Annotated in this window: 17 protein-coding genes, 1 tRNA gene and 1 pseudogene; 10 read left to right on the forward strand and 9 right to left on the reverse strand. The window is 56.2% G+C overall.

Translation table 11 applies throughout. The features are described 5' to 3' along the window. Positions 1-89, forward strand: a pseudogene (locus tag ABF824_RS11990) (cupin domain-containing protein); the annotation flags it as partial. Between the two features lie 157 nt (positions 90-246). After that, the gene (locus tag ABF824_RS11995) at positions 247-1,245 is read left to right on the forward strand and encodes an L-dopachrome tautomerase-related protein (protein ID WP_415489294.1); all 999 of its coding nucleotides are present in this window, start codon (positions 247-249) and stop codon (positions 1,243-1,245) included. A 96-nt stretch (positions 1,246-1,341) separates the two neighbouring features. Here the strand turns inward: ABF824_RS11995 and ABF824_RS12000 are convergent, their stop codons facing one another. The 3 genes from ABF824_RS12000 to ABF824_RS12010 form a co-directional block, all read right to left on the reverse strand. Then, entirely contained in the window at positions 1,342-2,016 is a 675-nt protein-coding gene (locus ABF824_RS12000) for a hypothetical protein (RefSeq protein ID WP_415489279.1), read from the reverse strand. A 63-nt stretch (positions 2,017-2,079) separates the two neighbouring features. Continuing rightward, positions 2,080-2,322 carry a helix-turn-helix transcriptional regulator gene (locus ABF824_RS12005; RefSeq protein ID WP_415489280.1) on the reverse strand — a complete coding sequence of 81 codons (243 nt, stop codon included), beginning with the start codon at positions 2,320-2,322 and terminating at the stop codon, positions 2,080-2,082. Positions 2,323-2,750: 428 nt separating this feature from the next. Further along, positions 2,751-2,839: transfer RNA gene (locus ABF824_RS12010), tRNA-Ser, on the reverse strand. Positions 2,840-3,085: 246 nt separating this feature from the next. On the opposite strand from ABF824_RS12010, the gene rplU reads away from it, so the two are divergent. From rplU to proB, 4 genes are all read left to right on the forward strand, one after another. Next, positions 3,086-3,400 carry a 50S ribosomal protein L21 gene (gene rplU, locus ABF824_RS12015; RefSeq protein ID WP_415489281.1) on the forward strand — a complete coding sequence of 105 codons (315 nt, stop codon included), beginning with the start codon at positions 3,086-3,088 and terminating at the stop codon, positions 3,398-3,400. A 54-nt stretch (positions 3,401-3,454) separates the two neighbouring features. Then, positions 3,455-3,724 (forward strand): 50S ribosomal protein L27, encoded by a 270-nt coding sequence (gene rpmA, locus ABF824_RS12020; RefSeq protein ID WP_415489282.1) that lies wholly within the window; start codon positions 3,455-3,457, stop codon positions 3,722-3,724. A 117-nt stretch (positions 3,725-3,841) separates the two neighbouring features. Next, a complete protein-coding gene (gene obgE, locus ABF824_RS12025; protein WP_415489295.1) occupies positions 3,842-4,870 on the forward strand; it encodes a GTPase ObgE in 1,029 nt (342 codons plus the stop codon). Then, positions 4,861-5,997: a glutamate 5-kinase gene (gene proB / locus ABF824_RS12030; RefSeq protein ID WP_415489296.1), complete on the forward strand. Its 1,137-nt coding sequence runs from the start codon at positions 4,861-4,863 to the stop codon at positions 5,995-5,997. Before obgE ends, proB begins: the two co-directional genes overlap by 10 nt. Before the next feature lie 66 nt (positions 5,998-6,063). Here proB and gatB read toward each other — a convergent pair whose 3' ends face one another. From gatB to gatC, 3 genes are read right to left on the reverse strand one after another with little or no spacing between them, the layout of a single operon-like run. After that, positions 6,064-7,521: an Asp-tRNA(Asn)/Glu-tRNA(Gln) amidotransferase subunit GatB gene (gatB, locus tag ABF824_RS12035; protein ID WP_415489283.1), complete on the reverse strand. Its 1,458-nt coding sequence runs from the start codon at positions 7,519-7,521 to the stop codon at positions 6,064-6,066. Further along, a complete protein-coding gene (gene gatA, locus ABF824_RS12040; RefSeq protein WP_415489284.1) occupies positions 7,518-9,002 on the reverse strand; it encodes an Asp-tRNA(Asn)/Glu-tRNA(Gln) amidotransferase subunit GatA in 1,485 nt (494 codons plus the stop codon). Before gatA ends, gatB begins: the two co-directional genes overlap by 4 nt. After that, the gene (gene gatC, locus ABF824_RS12045; protein ID WP_415489285.1) at positions 9,002-9,292 is read right to left on the reverse strand and encodes an Asp-tRNA(Asn)/Glu-tRNA(Gln) amidotransferase subunit GatC; all 291 of its coding nucleotides are present in this window, start codon (positions 9,290-9,292) and stop codon (positions 9,002-9,004) included. The genes gatA and gatC overlap by 1 nt, the downstream gene beginning before the upstream one ends. 70 nt (positions 9,293-9,362) lie before the next feature. On the opposite strand from gatC, the gene ruvX reads away from it, so the two are divergent. Next, entirely contained in the window at positions 9,363-9,836 is a 474-nt protein-coding gene (gene ruvX, locus ABF824_RS12050) for a Holliday junction resolvase RuvX (protein ID WP_415489286.1), read from the forward strand. Between the two features lie 10 nt (positions 9,837-9,846). On the opposite strand, the gene ABF824_RS12055 is transcribed toward ruvX, so the two are convergent. Beyond that, the gene (locus ABF824_RS12055) at positions 9,847-10,875 is read right to left on the reverse strand and encodes a hypothetical protein (RefSeq protein ID WP_415489287.1); all 1,029 of its coding nucleotides are present in this window, start codon (positions 10,873-10,875) and stop codon (positions 9,847-9,849) included. After that, complete coding sequence (locus tag ABF824_RS12060) at positions 10,872-12,293, reverse strand: diguanylate cyclase domain-containing protein (RefSeq protein WP_415489288.1); 1,422 nt, start codon at positions 12,291-12,293, stop codon at positions 10,872-10,874. Before ABF824_RS12060 ends, ABF824_RS12055 begins: the two co-directional genes overlap by 4 nt. A gap of 159 nt (positions 12,294-12,452) precedes the next feature. Between ABF824_RS12060 and dapD the strand changes: the two genes are divergently transcribed. The 3 genes from dapD to ABF824_RS12075 are packed head-to-tail and all read left to right on the forward strand — an operon-like array spanning position 12,453 to position 15,091. After that, positions 12,453-13,301 carry a 2,3,4,5-tetrahydropyridine-2,6-dicarboxylate N-succinyltransferase gene (gene dapD, locus ABF824_RS12065; protein WP_415489289.1) on the forward strand — a complete coding sequence of 283 codons (849 nt, stop codon included), beginning with the start codon at positions 12,453-12,455 and terminating at the stop codon, positions 13,299-13,301. A gap of 9 nt (positions 13,302-13,310) precedes the next feature. Continuing rightward, positions 13,311-14,453, forward strand: coding sequence for a succinyl-diaminopimelate desuccinylase (gene dapE, locus ABF824_RS12070; RefSeq protein ID WP_415489290.1), 1,143 nt, complete (start codon positions 13,311-13,313; stop codon positions 14,451-14,453). Next, positions 14,450-15,091: a hypothetical protein gene (locus ABF824_RS12075; protein ID WP_415489291.1), complete on the forward strand. Its 642-nt coding sequence runs from the start codon at positions 14,450-14,452 to the stop codon at positions 15,089-15,091. The genes dapE and ABF824_RS12075 overlap by 4 nt, the downstream gene beginning before the upstream one ends. On the opposite strand, the gene ABF824_RS12080 is transcribed toward ABF824_RS12075, so the two are convergent. Beyond that, a complete protein-coding gene (locus ABF824_RS12080; RefSeq protein ID WP_415489292.1) occupies positions 15,057-16,208 on the reverse strand; it encodes a glycosyltransferase family 4 protein in 1,152 nt (383 codons plus the stop codon). The two genes, ABF824_RS12075 and ABF824_RS12080, sit on opposite strands and share 35 nt — an antisense overlap. Positions 16,209-16,337 lie beyond the last annotated feature (129 nt).

Here is a 16,337-nt window from a genome sequence, read left to right on the forward strand (position 1 = left end):
CTATCGACACGCCGCGACGCGCCCCGGATGACGTGGTGTTCGTGGATCCTGCCGATGGTACGCCGTCCGGCTTTATTGCCGGGATCTGAAGGCATGGGAGTCATGAAACAGCGTCCACGGCAGGCTTTCCCAAAAAGAGGCCTTCGCAGGATCGCCATTGCCGTTTTCACGGGATTCGTTGTAGCCTGCGCGCATTCCGCCCCGTTGCGTGCCCAGACCATCAGGATTGAGGCGACCACTACGGCCATGGACTGGAACGCCGTGGCGTTTTCAGGCGGTCATGTGTTTGTCGCAGGCCCACGTTGGACCGGGTTTTCCGGACCGGCCGTAGGTCTTCTGACGAAGAATGGAAAGATAGAGCCGTTTCCAGATGCTGACTGGAATGGCTGGAAATCCGGACGGGATGCAACGCATCAGTTTGTCAGCGTCAACGCCCTCCATGTCGCTCCTGACGGCAAGCTCTGGGTTGTTGATACTGGAACTCCGTCTTTTGGAGGTCCACCCGTACCCAAGGGAGCCAAACTGGTCCGTATTGATCCGGCAACAGGTCATGTGCTGCGGATCTATCCTCTGGGCCCAGAAATCGCGAAGGCAGGCAGTTATATCGACGATATCCGTTTCAACGGGAGGCATGCTTATCTGACGGATGCGGGCAAGGCCGCCCTGATCGTTCTTGATGTCGAAACAGGTCATGCACGTCGTGTTCTGGACAACGATGTTTCCACACGCGCACGGACAGATCGACCGATTGTCATGGATGGACACGTCGTGGAGAGCCACCTGCATCAGCCGCTTCTGGTGAACGTCGATCCGCTAGAAGTGAGTCCGGACGGGAAATGGCTGTATTTCGGGCCGCTTGAAGGGCCATGGTCCCGCATCCCGACAGCACTGCTCGATGATCCTAATGTGTCATCAACTGATCTGTCTGCGGCTGTTCAGCCGTGGGCAGATTTACCTCCAATCGGGGGCAGCGCCATGGATACTGCAGGAAATCTCTACTTTACCAACCTGAAGGATGACGGTGTCTATCGAAGGGACGTTTCCGGGAAGATCAAGAGACTGATCTCGGACCCACGTCTGCACTGGGCGGATGCACCGTGTCTCGCTCCGGACGGTCGTCTCTGGCTGCCCGTCGCGCAACTGGATCGTCTTTCGATGTTCCATCAGGGACAATTCCGCAGTCACCAGCCGTTTCTGCTGGTATCTATCGATCCTCATGCTGGTCAGATCAAACCCGGGCGATAGGGCTATGATGATCGTAAAACGCCGCGATAGTCGCCTGCGTGATGCTTTCTCGCGTGCAAAGGTACCCGCGAAGTCACCGTGCTTTGGCGGACGTGTTCACCTGTAATACCACCGATGTTTACCAGGATCTCTCTTCGGAAAATCAGGGGGAGCAATCCATCGGCGAGTCTGGGCGGTACGATGCCGTCGCCATCCGAGATCAATCAAAGCGCGTGCAAGAATACGCTGCTCATCAGATCGTATCGGCCTTTTGTAGAACAGGACTTGCTCTGCGATAACGTTCAGAGGCAGCCCCCCAGATTGGGACTGATTATGGACCTGGATCATCCTGCCAGAAGTCAGCTGCAGCAGGAGATCTTCAATCGTCAGTTTCTCTGACCAATGCGAAGCACGGGCAAACAAAAGCTCCATGATTTCATCTACCGTTGGCTGTGCAATCGTAGATTTGTCTTTCAGGAAAAGAAATGTGTTGAGTATCTCAAAAACCTTAGTGTCTGAAAAATTACTGCTTGTTCTGTTGAATAGGAACCATCCTTTAGAAATCTCCGAAGGACATGCCCCGAATAAGTTATGTAAGTCATTTACGGTAGTTGGTCTTGCAAATATATCATCAGGATCATCTATTTTGTAGAAATTAATCTTGTAATAGGGATCAATCTCCCGAGTAATATCACACAGGATCCAGAAAACGATGTCCTGATAGACGCTTTTCATCTCCAGGGAGTCCCAAGGGCTGTCCCAAGCAAAATCAATCTCAGCGACGTCAAACATAGCGCTAGCTTTCATCACAGAAAGGAAAAATCCGCAGATATCCTGCGCTGATGAAATCAGCAGCTATGAACAGTGGTCGCTCAGCGTGATCTGCATGGCAGGAGAATTGCTGCCGTCACGACGAACGAGTCTTTCGACATCGCGCAGTCGAAACAGAGTTCGCCTTGGACCGATTTTCAATCGTTCGAGCTCGCCCGCTGCGACATATCTGTCGATTGTCGAGAGGGACACGCGTAGTCGCTCGGAAGCTTCCCGACGCGTTATGAAGATGTCGTCAGAGCGACGGAGAGGGAAAACAGAACTCATGACACGCCTTTCCAACCAGCCCCTCATGGGACCAACGATGATACTAGTTTCGTTTGGTTTTTTCGGCGTTCAGGGTTCTACAAGGTCTCTGCTTGAAGCAGTGGCAGAGGGCCTTCTGGGCTTGCTAGAAGTTTTGCAGACTGTAGTGTCAGCTAACTTAAGAACGTTAGCCGAACACGGACGACGATTTCAAGAAATTTCTGAGCGAATTTTTGCGGATTGCTGCTTCAGTTGCGTCCTCAGATTATCTGGATGCCCCTGAGAAACACAGGATTTCAGTCAGCAGGTCGCATCGATAAATTTACAGGACGACGCATATCGCGTCCGGGCGCTGCACGATGACGCATTTTTTAAGGTGGGACCCAAGGTGGGATCGATTTTGATAAATCAGATAACTCTCTGAAAAATCCGGGAATTTTTGATTTATCTGGCGGAGAGGGTGGGATTCGAACCCACGGTACCCATAAGGCACAACGGTTTTCGAGACCGCCCCAATCGACCACTCTGGCACCTCTCCACGCGCCCTGAGGCGTCGTTGGGATGGGCATGTAGGGAATATTGAGGCGCAGCACAAGAGGCATTTTCGAAAAGCGACAATTTTGGTTGACGTAAATCCTCTCTCCCGCGTAAAAGCGCCACTCCGTCAGCATAAGGCGGAGCCGGCCGCCGTGAATGATGCGGTCAACGAAAAAAAGCGACTGGACGGAGCGCCTGCGCTAAAGCGCCGCGAGACGTCGATTGATCGGGAAGAGATAAGTTTATTATGTATGCAGTTATCCGCACCGGCGGCAAACAGTATCGCGTTACGCCAAACAGCGTGCTCAAGGTTGAGAAGCTTGAGGGTGAAGCCGGTTCGACCATCACTTTCTCCGAAGTGCTTGCTGTCGGCGGTGAAGCCGGGGCCACCATCGGTGCGCCGCTGGTTCAGGGTGCAAGCGTCACGGCCACAATCGTCGCTCAGGATCGTCTGCCGAAGATCATCATCTTCAAGAAGCGTCGCCGTCAGAACAGCCGTCGCAAGAATGGTCACCGTCAGCCGGTCACCGTGCTGCGTATCAGCGAGATCAAGGCTGCCTGATCTCTCCCTTGGAGATTGATCACAGCTACGCACGTTCTTTAAGGAGTAAGTCTTATGGCACAAAAAAAAGCAGGCGGTTCATCCCGTAACGGACGCGACAGCGCAGGCCGCCGCCTTGGTGTGAAGAAGTTCGGTGGTGAAGCGGTCATTGCTGGCAACATCATCGTTCGTCAGCGCGGCACGAAGATGCTGGCGGGTGCGAACGTTGGTGTCGGTCGTGATCACACGCTGTTCGCACTGGCTGATGGAAGCGTCCGCTTCCAGCGCCGTGGCGATAACCGCGTTCACGTTTCGGTCGAGGCTCTCCCGATCGCAGCCGAGTAAAGGTCCCGCGCGGGGTATCCCGCGTTCAGACGCAAGACAGGGGCCGGTCCATCTTGGATCGGCCCTTTTTGTATCCCTGCTGGTGCTCTGGCTCCTTCAGGATGCAGGGTAACGGTGATGAAGTTTCTCGATCAGGCCAAAATTTACGTGCGTTCCGGTGACGGAGGCGATGGCGTTACCGCGTTCCGGCGCGAAAAATACATCGAATTCGGTGGTCCCGACGGCGGTAATGGTGGTCGGGGAGGGGATATCGTGTTCGAAGCCGTCCCCAATCTCAACACCCTGATCGATTTCCGTTACACCCAGCATTTCCGCGCAAAAAAAGGCGGCAATGGGGCGGGTTCGGACAGGACAGGAGCGGCTGCGCCCCCCGTCGTCATTCAGGTGCCAATCGGCACGCAGATCATGGATGATGACCGTGAAACCCTGCTGGCCGATCTCGATGCCCCCGGCAAAAGGATCGTTCTGTGCCGCGGTGGCGATGGCGGTTATGGCAACGCCAATTACAAGACCAGCACCAACCGCGCGCCTCGTCGTTCTGACAAGGGTTGGCCGGGAGAAGAGCGCTGGGTCTGGCTGCGTCTGAAGCTGATTGCCGATGTGGGTCTGGTTGGGCTGCCCAATGCCGGGAAATCGACATTTCTGTCCATAGTGTCTGCCGCGCGTCCGAAAATTGCTGATTATCCTTTCACAACTCTCCATCCACAGCTTGGCGTTGTGCGTCTGTCCATGACGGAAGAATTCGTGCTGGCCGACATACCGGGGCTGATTGAGGGGGCGCATGAAGGAACGGGTCTGGGAGACCGATTCCTTGGTCATGTGGAACGCTGCGCGGCCTTGCTACATCTGATCGACGGGGCTGCTGGCGATGTTGTCAAAGCATGGCGCACCATTCGCACCGAGCTTGAAGAATATGGTGGTGGATTGGCTGACAAGCCGGAAATCATCGTTCTGAACAAGGCGGACGCCATGACGCCCCAGCAGCTATCGGCGCGGAAGCGTGCGCTTGAAAAAGCTTCCGGTGTGAAGGTGATGGTCATGTCAGCCGTCGCAAGACAGGGCGTGGATGAAGTGCTCCGTGCGCTTTACACGATTGTTGCGGAGACACGCGCCGAACGGGAAGAAAACAGAGAAGTATCACCGTGAATACCTCGCTTGTGCCTAGCCTGAAAAATGCCCGGCGCGTCGTGGTGAAAATAGGCAGCGCCCTTCTGGTCGATCCTGAACGCGCGGCACCTCGGGAAGCGTGGCTGGCCAGTGTTGCGGATGATATTGCAGCCTTGCGGGCGGCAGGCACGGAAGTGGTGCTCGTGTCTTCGGGCGCGATTGCTCTGGCCCGTCATGCGCTGGGCCTGACACGGAAGGCAAAGCTGCGGTTGGAAGAGAAGCAGGCTGCTGCTGCGGTGGGCCAGATCCGTCTGGCGCAGGCTTGGACCAGCGTGCTTTCCGAGCGTGGTTTGACGGCAGCACAGCTTCTGCTGACGCCCGAGGACACGGAAGACCGGCAGCGTTATCTCAATGCGCGGGCGACATTGGACACTTTGCTGGGTCTTGGCTGCGTTCCAGTGATCAATGAAAATGATACTGTCGCAACAGCGGAAATCCGTTTTGGTGACAATGATCGGCTGGGAGCCCGTGTAGCGCAGATGATTGATGCGGATCAGCTTATTCTGCTGTCCGACATTGATGGGCTTTACACGGCGGACCCACGCACGAACCCGGATGCGCAACACATCCCGGTGGTTGAGACGCTGACTGCTGAAATCGACGAGATGGGCGGTGCGCCACCTCCGGGTTACTCTTCCGGAGGCATGCGGACGAAGCTTGTCGCAGCGCATATCGCAACGGAGTCCGGTTGTGCCATGGCGATTGCCCTTGGCAAACGTCCGCATCCCCTGGCTGCACTTCGTGACGGTGCCCGTTGCACATGGTTTCTCCCCTGTACGGACAGCAGGTCATCGAAAAAACGCTGGATTGCTGGTGGCCTGACGCCGATGGGCGATGTCGTGATTGATGAAGGTGCGTTAAGGGCGCTCACTCAGGGCGGTTCACTTCTGCCGGCAGGCGTCGTCACCGTGAGTGGTGAATTTTCCCGCGGTGATCTTGTACGCGTTGTCAATAAAGATGGAACCGAGGTTGGACGCGGGTTGTCCGCCTATCCGATTGATGAAGCCCGCCGACTTCTTGGGCATCGTTCGGACGAGTTTGAAGAAATTCTCGGTTGGGAAGGGCACGATGAACTGATCCATCGTGATAACCTCGTTCTGCTCTGAAACAGTATCTTTTAGAAAATTAGTGAAAAATAGGGCGCGGAAAATTGCTTCCGCGCCCTGCCTGTATCAGCTGTCGAGTTTTTTGCGCAGGATGTCGTTAACGATGGCAGGATTGGCTTTGCCGCCTGTCGCCTTCATCACCTGCCCGACGAAGAAGCCGAACAGCTTGTCCTTGCCACCCTTATACTGCTCCACCTTGTCGGCGTTCTTGCTGATGATCTCATCAGCTGTCGCTTCGATAGCGCCCGTGTCCGTGACCTGACGCAGACCTTTACGATCCACAATAGCCAGCGGAGCCTCGCCGGTCTCGAACATGTCTTCGAGCACTTCCTTGGCGATCTTGCCGTTGATCGTGCCGTCAGCAATCAGGTCGAGCATCGCGCCCAGATTGGCTGCGCTGACCGGACTTTCCTCAATCGACTTGCCCGTACGGTTGAGCGCCGCGAAGAAGTCGCCTGTGACCCATGCGGCAGCCGATTTGCCGTCCCGTCCCTTGGCGACACTTTCATAAAAATCCGCCGTTGCCTGCTCTGCAACCAGAACACCCGCGTCATAAGCGGTGATCCCGTAATCCTGCTGAAAACGGGCGCGCTTTTCGTCCGGCAGTTCCGGCAGTGTCTGCTTGATCTGATCCACCCAGCTCTGCTCGATCACCAGCGGCAGAAGGTCAGGGTCGGGGAAGTAGCGGTAATCGTGCGCGTCTTCCTTGGAACGCAGCGAGCGCGTCTCACCCTTGTGCGGATCGAACAGGCGTGTCTCCTGATCGACCTCGCCACCGGACTCCCAGATCTCGATCTGGCGGGCAGCCTCAATCTCAATCGCCTGCATGACAAAGCGGATCGAGTTGACGTTCTTGATCTCGCAACGCGTGCGGAACGGCTCACTGGCGCTCTTGCGAACGGAAACGTTCACGTCGGCACGCATTGAGCCTTCTTCCATGTTGCCGTCGCAGGTGCCGAGGTAACGCAGGATCTGACGCAGCTTGCGGACATAGGCTCCGGCCTCTTCAGGGGAGCGAATGTCCGGCTCGCTAACGATCTCCATCAGCGCGACGCCCGCACGGTTGAGGTCCACGAAGGAGCGCTTCGGGTCCTGATCGTGCATCAGCTTGCCCGCATCCTGCTCAAGATGCAGGCGCGTGATGCCGATATCGCGTGTGCTACCGTCGGAAAGCTCGATCTGCACGACACCGGTGCCGATGATCGGGTGCTCGAACTGACTGATCTGATAACCGGTCGGCAGATCCGCATAGAAGTAGTTCTTGCGGTCGAAGCGACTTTCCAGATTGATCCGCGCCTTCAGGCCGAGACCCGTGCGGACCGCCTGTTCGACGCAGGCCTGATTGATGACCGGCAGCATACCGGGAAAGCCAGCGTCAATCAGACTGACATGCGAGTTTGGCTCACCGCCGAAAAGCGTGGACGCACCGGAGAACAGCTTCGACTTACTGATGACCTGAGCGTGAACCTCAAGACCGACGACGATCTCCCACGCGCCGGTGTTGCCTTCAATCGTGTAGCTCATGCGCTCACTCCTGCACGCAGGTCCGGACGGGCCGTGAATCCGGCGGCTTTTTCCAGAGCGGACCCGACCGCGATGATCGTTTCCTCGTCGAAGTGCTTGCCGATCAGCTGGAGACCGAGCGGTAGGCCTTTGCCATCGAGCGCCACCGGCACCGACATGGCGGGCTGTCCGGCCATGCTGGCAGGCACGGTGAAGATGTCGTTGAGATACATCTGCACAGGATCTTCCGGCTTCTCGTCGCGGGCAAAAGCGGCGCTTGGTGCGGTGGGGGTCAGCAGCACGTCGACTTTCTCGAAAGCCTGCGTGAAGTCGCGCTGGATCAGTGTGCGAACCTTCTGGGCCTTGAGGTAGTAGGCGTCGTAGTAACCGGCGGACAGCACGTAGGTGCCCATCAGGATACGGCGACGGACTTCCTCGCCAAAGCCGTTGTGACGGGTCTTTTCGTAAAGATCGTCAAGGCTGGTCGCGCCTTCGGCCCGCTCACCGAACCGCACGCCGTCATAACGGGCGAGGTTGGACGAACATTCGGCCGGCGCGATGATGTAATAGGTCGCGAGACCATATTTCGTGTGGGGCAGGGAGACATCCACAATCTCGCATCCCGCTTCACGAAGCATGTCGATGCCCTTCTGCCAGACGGCGAGAATTTCTTCCGACATACCAGGAGCGCGATATTCTGCCGGAATACCGACGCGCAGACCCTTCAGGCTGCGACCGCACGCTGCCCGGTAATCAGGAACGGCCTCAGTGGAGCAGGTGCTGTCCTTTGGGTCGTGTCCGGCCATTGCGGCCAGCATGAGTGCGGCGTCTTCAACAGAACGGGTCATCGGACCGGCCTGATCGAGTGAGCTTGCGAAGGCGATGGTGCCCCAGCGGCTGCAACGACCATAAGTCGGTTTCAACCCGACGATACCGCAATAAGCGGCAGGCTGACGGATGGAGCCACCGGTATCGGTGCCTGTCGCGCCCATCGCCATGTGGGCGGCGACGGCTGCCGCTGAGCCACCCGACGAGCCACCCGGAACCAGAACGGACGCATCATCCTTGCGATGCCACGGGTTCTCGACGCTGCCGAAGGCCGACGTCAGATTGCCGGACCCCATGGCGAATTCGTCGAGGTTAGTCTTGCCAAGGAAAATCGCGCCGTTTTCGAGCAGTTTTGCCGTAACGGTACTTTCGTAAGGCGGCACGAAATTGCCGATAATCTTGCTGGCGGCTGTGGTCCGCACACCATTGGTGCAGAATAGATCCTTGATGCCGAGCGGAATGCCTGTCAGTGCAGGCGCGTCACCGTTAGCTAACGTGCTGTCGGCTTTTTTCGCCGCTTCCAGCGCCTGGTCGGACGTGACAGTAATATAGGCGTTCACTCGACCGTTCAGCGCTTCGACAGCGTCGGTGTGTGCCTTCGTCAGTTCGACAGCGGAAAATTCTTTCTTGCGCAGACCTTCAGCGGCCTGTGCGATCGTGAGACCAGTCAGCATTATTCGACCACCTTCGGCACGGTGAAGAAGGGACCTTCACGGTCCGGGGCGTTCGACAGCACCTTGTCCTGACAGTTGCCATCGGTCACGGCATCCTCACGGGGCTGCAGGGCGGCGTTGACGCTGGTGCCGATCATGGGCGGTACACCCTCGACATCAACTTCATTCAGGATCTCGATCCAGCCGAGAATACCTCCGAGCTGCGTGCGAACAGCTTCGATTTCCTGGTCGTCAAGCCCGATGCGGGCGAGCTTGGCAATGCGTCTCGTGGTCGCGAGATCAAGCGACATGAAGCAGACACTCTCAAATCATGGAAAAAAAACTGGCGTTCCCGCCGGTGGCGCACCATACCCCTAGAGTATGACACTGTTCAATATACGTGACCTGAATGCGAAGCTCAGGACAGGCCAGCGGCTGATAGGGATTGATCCGGGACAAAAAATTGTCGGACTCGCTCTGTCCGATGTCATGCGAATGGTGGCTTCCCCTTATGGTGCGCTGAAGCGGGGTAAGCTTTCCGTTATGGCACGGGAAATTGGACAAATCGCTCGTGAGCAGGAAGTGGGAGCGTTGGTTGTGGGTCTTCCTCTCTCCATGGATGGGGGATTCGGTCCGGCCGCTCAGGCAGCTCGAGATTGGGCAATGGCTCTTTCTGAGCAGACGGGCTTACCTACTTCTTTATGCGACGAGCGTTTGTCTTCAAGCGCAGTGAATAGAGCGATTATCCAAGAAGGCGATCTTTCCCGGAAACGCCGGGAAAATCTCGTCGATAAATTAGCCGCGACCTACATGTTGCAGGGCTTTTTAGACACCTTGGCGACACAAGGTGACTGAACGATTCTGTTCAGACTGCCAGCGCCATACATTTTTCTCTCAGAAAATCGAGTTGCCAATTCAGTTCCCGTGATGTCAGCGCATAGGAGATGCCATCGGAAGCAGGCTGAATGGCCCGCGTTGGCGGCACGAGAGCAAGATGAATCTGGATCGCGGTGGCAAGAGAGGCGGGCAAACCAGCCTTCCACGCAAGCGCAGTAATAGCGCGCGCATTACGTCCATTCAGAGCGTCCCTTACGACGTCTGCTGCAAAATTCGGTACGCGGGCAAGCAATTCGACAATCGCATCAATATTGTCTTCATGCAGCGCTTGCGTAGCAAGATTGACAACGTCGTCATTCATCACCGTGCTTATCGTTGGTGATGGCGTTTTCACCAGTTCAGTGGTTGCTGCCAGTTCGAAGGAAAGGTCTTTCTCGATTTTATGGCGTACGGACGCAATCAGGTTGCGGCACCGCTCACGGACCAAGGCCTTCACAACCGTAATGCAGGCATAATCCAGTGCAGACGGCCGGTCGGGCGTTTTTTCCATTTCATCCAGAGCAGGTTCAAGATCCGCCAGAGATTTGGTAGCCAGCGACAGGGGTGAAGCGTGCTTCTTCATGTCGCCAACTGAGAGTTTTACTCCAGATTCAAGTCTCTGAAGTACTTCTTCTAACGTAGCGTCTTCGATTTCACCTGTAAGTTTATCCGCATAAAATGTCGGTTCAGAGAGTGGTCCAATAATTGAAATGGCCTGAGCTTCTCCCGTGGCATGTGCAATAACCTGTTTTGCACGCTGCCAATTTTCTTTCATCAGTGCATTCAAGAATTCCTGCAGGGAATCAGAGACTGTAGTGAGCTGCTGTTCGCTGAAATCAGGTCTAAGCGCTGCGATACGCTCCCTTAGCTTGGGCCAAGGAAGGTTTTTTTTTCTTGCCATAGGCACAGGCGAGCGTGTCTTGGTCTGAAGAGTGCCTCCAGCAATATTTGCAGGTGCGCAGGAAAGAGAGCGTGTTGGAAGAACCTGAAAGAATTTTGGGTCTAATGAAGAATTCATGGGGAGGACTCCTCCAATGAGGTGTGCCAGCGTGCGCCTCCAGCGAGCTTGACACTGCGCATGGCAAAGCTTGCACGATCGATAAGAGATTCCACGCTTTCGCCGGTTTCCCAGTTGCGGGCAGCGAGACCGACAGAAAATGTCAGGGTGACGGCTTCAGAGAGGAAAATGGCTGCTCCGTGCTGACAAAAAGCTTCGGCACGTTCAGCGGCGACAAAATGATCGGCTCCATCCAGCCAGAGACCAAAAATATCTCCTCCAAGACGGCCGGCGAGATCGGTGGGGCGAATGGCATCGCGCAGATAGGATGCGACCTGCTGAAGCGCGCTGTCGCCAGCCTCGAAGCCGAAACGGGTATTGATTTCTGAGAAACGGTCCAACCCGATAACAAGCAGGGTTCCGGACAAGCGCTCACGGTCCAGACGGGGCAGACGACGGGTTATTTCGGCAATGAGACCGTCCCGGTTGAGCATCCCCGTAAGAGGATCAAAACGCGCATTGCGTGCGAGTGCGCGATTGAGAGCGCTCATTTCGAGAGCAGAGGCAAATGTTGCCAAGGCAGCATCTGCCAGATTGGCGTCGTCCTGCGACCAGACGCCAAGATTATTGCGCCAGAGCGCCATCGCGGCTGGGGCGTTATAGCGCACACGACTGCGGCAGAAAATTACGTCATGACCATCAATCTGTTTGATGACCGGTTCAAATGAAACGCTTCCATCCATCTGCCGGAGAAGCTTTTCAATTTGGGAATCGAAATCCTGATTGCCGCTTGATAGATGATGAACGATCTCATCTTCAAAATCTTCTTCATCATTATCAGCTTTCCCTTCGGGTCGTTCCGAAATGAGAATGCCACCACAAGCACCAAGGAGAGCCGCGAGTTCGTCGAAAGCAGGTGGGATACCAAGCCTTGAAAGTGCCCGGGAGCGCATCGTGGCAGTAATGCGACGCACAATCTCGCTATGCAGACGGGATACAGCAAGATCTGCGTTGGCGCTGACTTCCGCCGAAACATCAATCCCCAATCCCCGTACGCCCGCATGCTGCCCAGTCGGAGACTGGAGGGGCATGGCGTAAATCAGCATGCAGCCAAAGCTGCCATCAACTCGTTTGATCCAGCAGCGTCTGCTGCGGATCACACTGTGGGTGAGGAAGGGGTCGGGAGTGGGAGTGGAATTGATGAAAGGCAGCAACCGTCTGCCCGGTTCGCCAATCAGTTCCTGATCATTCCAGCCCAGAGCCGGACCGGCTTCAAAGAATGTAAAATTGCCTTCCGTATCTGTTTCAAAAATGAAATCCGCAACCAGTTGTGCAAGACTTTTCCAGCGTCTACGGCTGGCAAGAAGAGCATCCATGAGTTTGCCGTCCTGCTCAGGCATAGGCGACTCAGAAGCGGAGGAAGAAGGCGTGGTGTTCATGCTTCCGCATTTCACCCGCGAAAGGTTGCGAGACCGTTAACGGCCCGCGCGAAAGGCTACTGCGTTGACAGAAGAGGCGACGAACAGCATGGTCCGGCAACCGAGCGCCTGTCCGGGCCTGTCGGCAGGGCCTTGTTTAGCGATATAATGTGGAAGACGATGAGCGAAGAAAAACTCAGAACCCGGATCGAAGCGCTATGGGAAGAGCGTGCTGGCGTATCTCCTGCCACGACTGGCGATGACCGGTCTGCAATCGAAACAGCTCTGCAAGCCCTTGATGAAGGCCGCCTACGGGTTGCTGAGCCGACTGAAACGGGCTGGGTGGTTCACGAGTGGCTGAAAAAGGCCGTCCTGCTTTCATTCCGTCTGTTCGATAATGCCATCATTGATGGAGGCGCGGCTAGCGCACCCGCTTTCGATAAAGTGCCTCTCAAATTCGCGGCATGGGATGCCGCACGCTTTGCCGAGGCCGGATTCAGAGTGGTTCCGGGAGCGGTAGTTCGTCGTTCCGCGTTCATTGCACCCGGCGTCGTGCTGATGCCGAGCTTCGTGAATGTGGGTGCTCGTGTCGATTCCGGCACGATGGTCGATACATGGGCGACGGTCGGTAGCTGTGCTCAGATCGGCAAGAACTGCCACATCAGTGGCGGCGCTGGAATCGGTGGCGTGCTGGAGCCTTTGCAGGCTGCTCCGGTCATCATTGAAGACAATTGCTTCATCGGCGCCCGTTCGGAAGTAGCGGAAGGCGTGATTGTGGAGCGTGGTTCGGTGCTCTCCATGGGTGTGTTCCTGAGCGCTTCGACGAAAATCATCGATCGTACGACAGGTGAAATCCACATGGGGCGCGTGCCGGCCTATTCCGTCGTCGTGCCGGGTTCACTGCCTGCGAAGACACCTCTGAACGAAAAGGGACAGCCGAATCCGTCTCTGGCATGTGCCGTCATCGTCAAGCGTGTGGATGAGCGCACACGGTCCAAAACCTCTATCAATGATCTGCTCCGGGACTGAGTATCGTTGATGACATCCACGCTCGACGTCACCGCCATTGCTTCAGATCTGATTCGTTGTCCTTCGGTCAGTCCTGACCCCGGTAAAACGCAGATTGCTCTCGGCGAGACATTGAGCGGCATGGGGTTCGATGTCGTTCACCTCCCTTTTGGGGAGGGGGACGAACGTACGCCCAATCTTTTCGCTCGTCGGGGGAAAGGTGGCCCGCATCTGTGTTTTGCCGGTCATACGGACGTTGTTCCGCCGGGTGGAAACGGATGGCGGCATGATCCCTACGCTGGGGCCGTGGAGGAAGGCATCCTCTATGGACGCGGGGCATGCGACATGAAAGGCGGCATAGCCGCCTTTGTTGCGGCCGTATCAGCCTTTCTGGCCAAGTATCCTGAGCCCCATGGCTCGATCAGCCTTCTCATCACCGGCGATGAAGAGGGACCGGCCCGTTTCGGCACGAAGAAAGTGCTGGAATGGATGAAGGACAATAATCAGATTCCTGATTTTTGCGTGGTCGGTGAACCTACAAATCCGGTCAGTATGGGTGAGGTCATCAAGATCGGGCGTCGTGGCAGCATCAATGTTGCCATCACGGTGAGGGGAAGGCAGGGGCATGTGGCATATCCCCATCGGGCCGATAATCCCGTTCATCGCCTGATCGGGATTCTGTCCGAGCTTACGGAAAAGCCTCTGGATCAGGGATCTGAATGGTTCGAGCCATCCAGCTTGCAGGTCACGAGCATTGACGTTGGCAACAGTGCGACAAATGTCATTCCGGCAGAAGCAGTCGCCCGTCTCAACATCCGTTTCAACGATCTGCATTCAGGTGCTTCTCTAGAGCAATGGATCGAGCAGGTCTGCCGTAAACATGCCCCGGACTGTCAGGTGGAAGCCCGTATCAGCGGTGAGTCATTCCTGACGCAGCCGGGCAAGGACGTGGAAGCCCTGAAAGCGTCCGTGGAAAGTGTGACCGGCAGAACGCCGCGTCTCGACACCGGTGGTGGCACATCGGATGCGCGCTTCATTGCGCAGTATTGCCCGGTTGCGGAATTTGGGCTCGTTGGCGCGAGCATGCATCAGATCGACGAACATGTTGCGGTTTCCGACCTCAATACACTGACCTTGATCTATGAGCAGTTACTTGAAAGGACGGTGGCGTGAACAGCGGTCTCAGGAGCGATACGCCAAACCCGAAGTCGATCGTTGAAGGTATGACCTTGCTGGCCTGTGGTCGTGCGGAGGGCATTCAGCGCTTTGGCGCCCGGGTCGATAACCTGCTTGCGGCTTTGGCTCCGGGGCTTGCGATGTGCATTGTTGGGCTGCTGACGGTAGCCCTTCAGAAGCAACCCGTGCTGGGTATGGTCCGGGTGGAGCTTTCGTTCTGCACATTGTTGGCATTGCCCGTTTTCTCCCATTTTTTTGCAAAGAAATGGCGGCGGGAAGAACTCTGGCTGCGCTACGCGACTGCTGCGATCTGGTGTGAGTGGGTCACTGTTTTTGTGTCGGTGGCAGCTCTCGCGATGGGCAGCGTGATGTTTTCATCCATCTCGGGCAATGCCGGATTTGGCACCGCCGTTGTCCTCACAAGCGACATTTACGGCCTGTGGCTGGGCACATTTGTGGCAAAAGTTGGTCTTCGGATCAGTTGGCCAAAAGCAATCCTGCTTTACGGATCGACATTCTGTTTCGCGCTTGTCTGCTATTATCTGGCGTCACAGTTTTCGCCGCATTACAATTTTATCAGCGATCTTCTCCAGCCCGGTTTTACAAGCGGGGCTGGCGATTCTTCTGACAGCTGAGAGCAGCGCCTGCTTCTAGAAGAGCAACCGTCCTGGAGAGAATCGTTGTTTCGTTGAACAGGCGCGTTGCTCGTTTTCTTCCTGCCTCTCCCATTTCCAGGCGCACACGCTTGTCATGAGCAAGAGCTGACAGGGCAAGAGCAAGGGGCTTTTCTTGCCCATAAGGCACGAGACGGCCGGTTTCTCCGTCGACAACTTGCTCACGTGGTCCACGGATATCTGTCGCAACCACAGGAAGGCCCGTGAGCATGGCCTCTATGATTGACATCGGCAGCCCTTCAAAATGACTGGGCAGCGTGAAGATGTCGGCGGCAGCCAGAATGTCTGGAATGTCGGTACGATATCCCAACATGCGCAGGCGACTGCCAAGCACTTGTTCTGCACGCAGAAAATGAGGCTCAAGCGTTGAGCCGTGGTCACTGCTGAGCCGCTCGCCGACGATCCACAATTCAGCATTGGGCACATTTTCCATGGCGGCGAGCAGTTCGGGATATCCTTTATGCCGGACCAGACGAGATACCGCGACAATAACGACCTGTTCCTCTGAAACGCCCAGTTCGGCCCGGATTTTTGCCCGCGCTTGCGGGTTGGGACGGAAAATGGACGGATCACGGCCATTGCCGATTGCTTGGGCATGGCGATGAATATGCAGTCGGCGAGCGTCCTGCGCTTCTTCCTGCGAAACGGTCAGGTAGATATCGGTAATGCGTCCCGCCAGCCATTCAAGACCAAGAGCCAGAGCGCGACGAAAAAGAGAGCCGGGCTGATTGAACAGAAAGCCATGGCAGGTATAGGCGATACAGGGAACGCCACAGAGCTTGGCGGCAAATCGGGCCAGTAGGCCGCTGATAGGCATGTGGGCATGCACGAGGTCTGGTTTTTCACGACGGATCAGGGCGACCAGCGCGAGAAAGGCACGAATCTGTGCCGTTGGTGAAAATGAACGGGCCATTGGCACGGGAACGACCCGAAAGCCATCAGCGCGGACGTCAGCGAGAAGCGGTCCTTCCGAACATGCCCCGATGACCTGATGGCCGTGCTTTCGCAGTTCCCGCATCAACGGGAACAGAAAATGCCGCAGTGAAAAATCAACGTTCGTGACTTCGAGGATTTTCATGTCAGAATGCTACGGCAAACGCTTCACGCATCAAGGCGCGTAAAAGCCCAGCGGATTGTGTTTACAAAGACAGGTTCCGGGGGCGGGGGAGGAACGTCAGGTGTTTCCGGTTCCGGTGTAACTTCGATC

It is taken from the genome of Acetobacter sp. (genome assembly GCF_047721705.1).
GTDB lineage: Bacteria > Pseudomonadota > Alphaproteobacteria > Acetobacterales > Acetobacteraceae > Acetobacter.

What these genes read in the sequence shown, in the direction of transcription:
- ABF824_RS11995 (WP_415489294.1), top strand. Translation starts at nt 247, where the DNA reads ATGGACTGGAACGCCGTGGCGTTTTCAGGCGGTCATGTGTTTGTCGCA.
- ABF824_RS12000 (WP_415489279.1), bottom strand. Translation starts at nt 2,016, where the DNA reads ATGTTTGACGTCGCTGAGATTGATTTTGCTTGGGACAGCCCTTGGGAC.
- ABF824_RS12005 (WP_415489280.1), bottom strand. Translation starts at nt 2,322, where the DNA reads ATGAGTTCTGTTTTCCCTCTCCGTCGCTCTGACGACATCTTCATAACG.
- rplU (WP_415489281.1), top strand. Translation starts at nt 3,086, where the DNA reads ATGTATGCAGTTATCCGCACCGGCGGCAAACAGTATCGCGTTACGCCA.
- rpmA (WP_415489282.1), top strand. Translation starts at nt 3,455, where the DNA reads ATGGCACAAAAAAAAGCAGGCGGTTCATCCCGTAACGGACGCGACAGC.
- obgE (WP_415489295.1), top strand. Translation starts at nt 3,842, where the DNA reads ATGAAGTTTCTCGATCAGGCCAAAATTTACGTGCGTTCCGGTGACGGA.
- gatB (WP_415489283.1), bottom strand. Translation starts at nt 7,521, where the DNA reads ATGAGCTACACGATTGAAGGCAACACCGGCGCGTGGGAGATCGTCGTC.
- gatA (WP_415489284.1), bottom strand. Translation starts at nt 9,002, where the DNA reads ATGCTGACTGGTCTCACGATCGCACAGGCCGCTGAAGGTCTGCGCAAG.
- gatC (WP_415489285.1), bottom strand. Translation starts at nt 9,292, where the DNA reads ATGTCGCTTGATCTCGCGACCACGAGACGCATTGCCAAGCTCGCCCGC.
- ruvX (WP_415489286.1), top strand. Translation starts at nt 9,363, where the DNA reads ATGACACTGTTCAATATACGTGACCTGAATGCGAAGCTCAGGACAGGC.
- ABF824_RS12055 (WP_415489287.1), bottom strand. Translation starts at nt 10,875, where the DNA reads ATGAATTCTTCATTAGACCCAAAATTCTTTCAGGTTCTTCCAACACGC.
- ABF824_RS12060 (WP_415489288.1), bottom strand. Translation starts at nt 12,293, where the DNA reads ATGAACACCACGCCTTCTTCCTCCGCTTCTGAGTCGCCTATGCCTGAG.
- dapD (WP_415489289.1), top strand. Translation starts at nt 12,453, where the DNA reads ATGAGCGAAGAAAAACTCAGAACCCGGATCGAAGCGCTATGGGAAGAG.
- dapE (WP_415489290.1), top strand. Translation starts at nt 13,311, where the DNA reads ATGACATCCACGCTCGACGTCACCGCCATTGCTTCAGATCTGATTCGT.
- ABF824_RS12080 (WP_415489292.1), bottom strand. Translation starts at nt 16,208, where the DNA reads ATGAAAATCCTCGAAGTCACGAACGTTGATTTTTCACTGCGGCATTTT.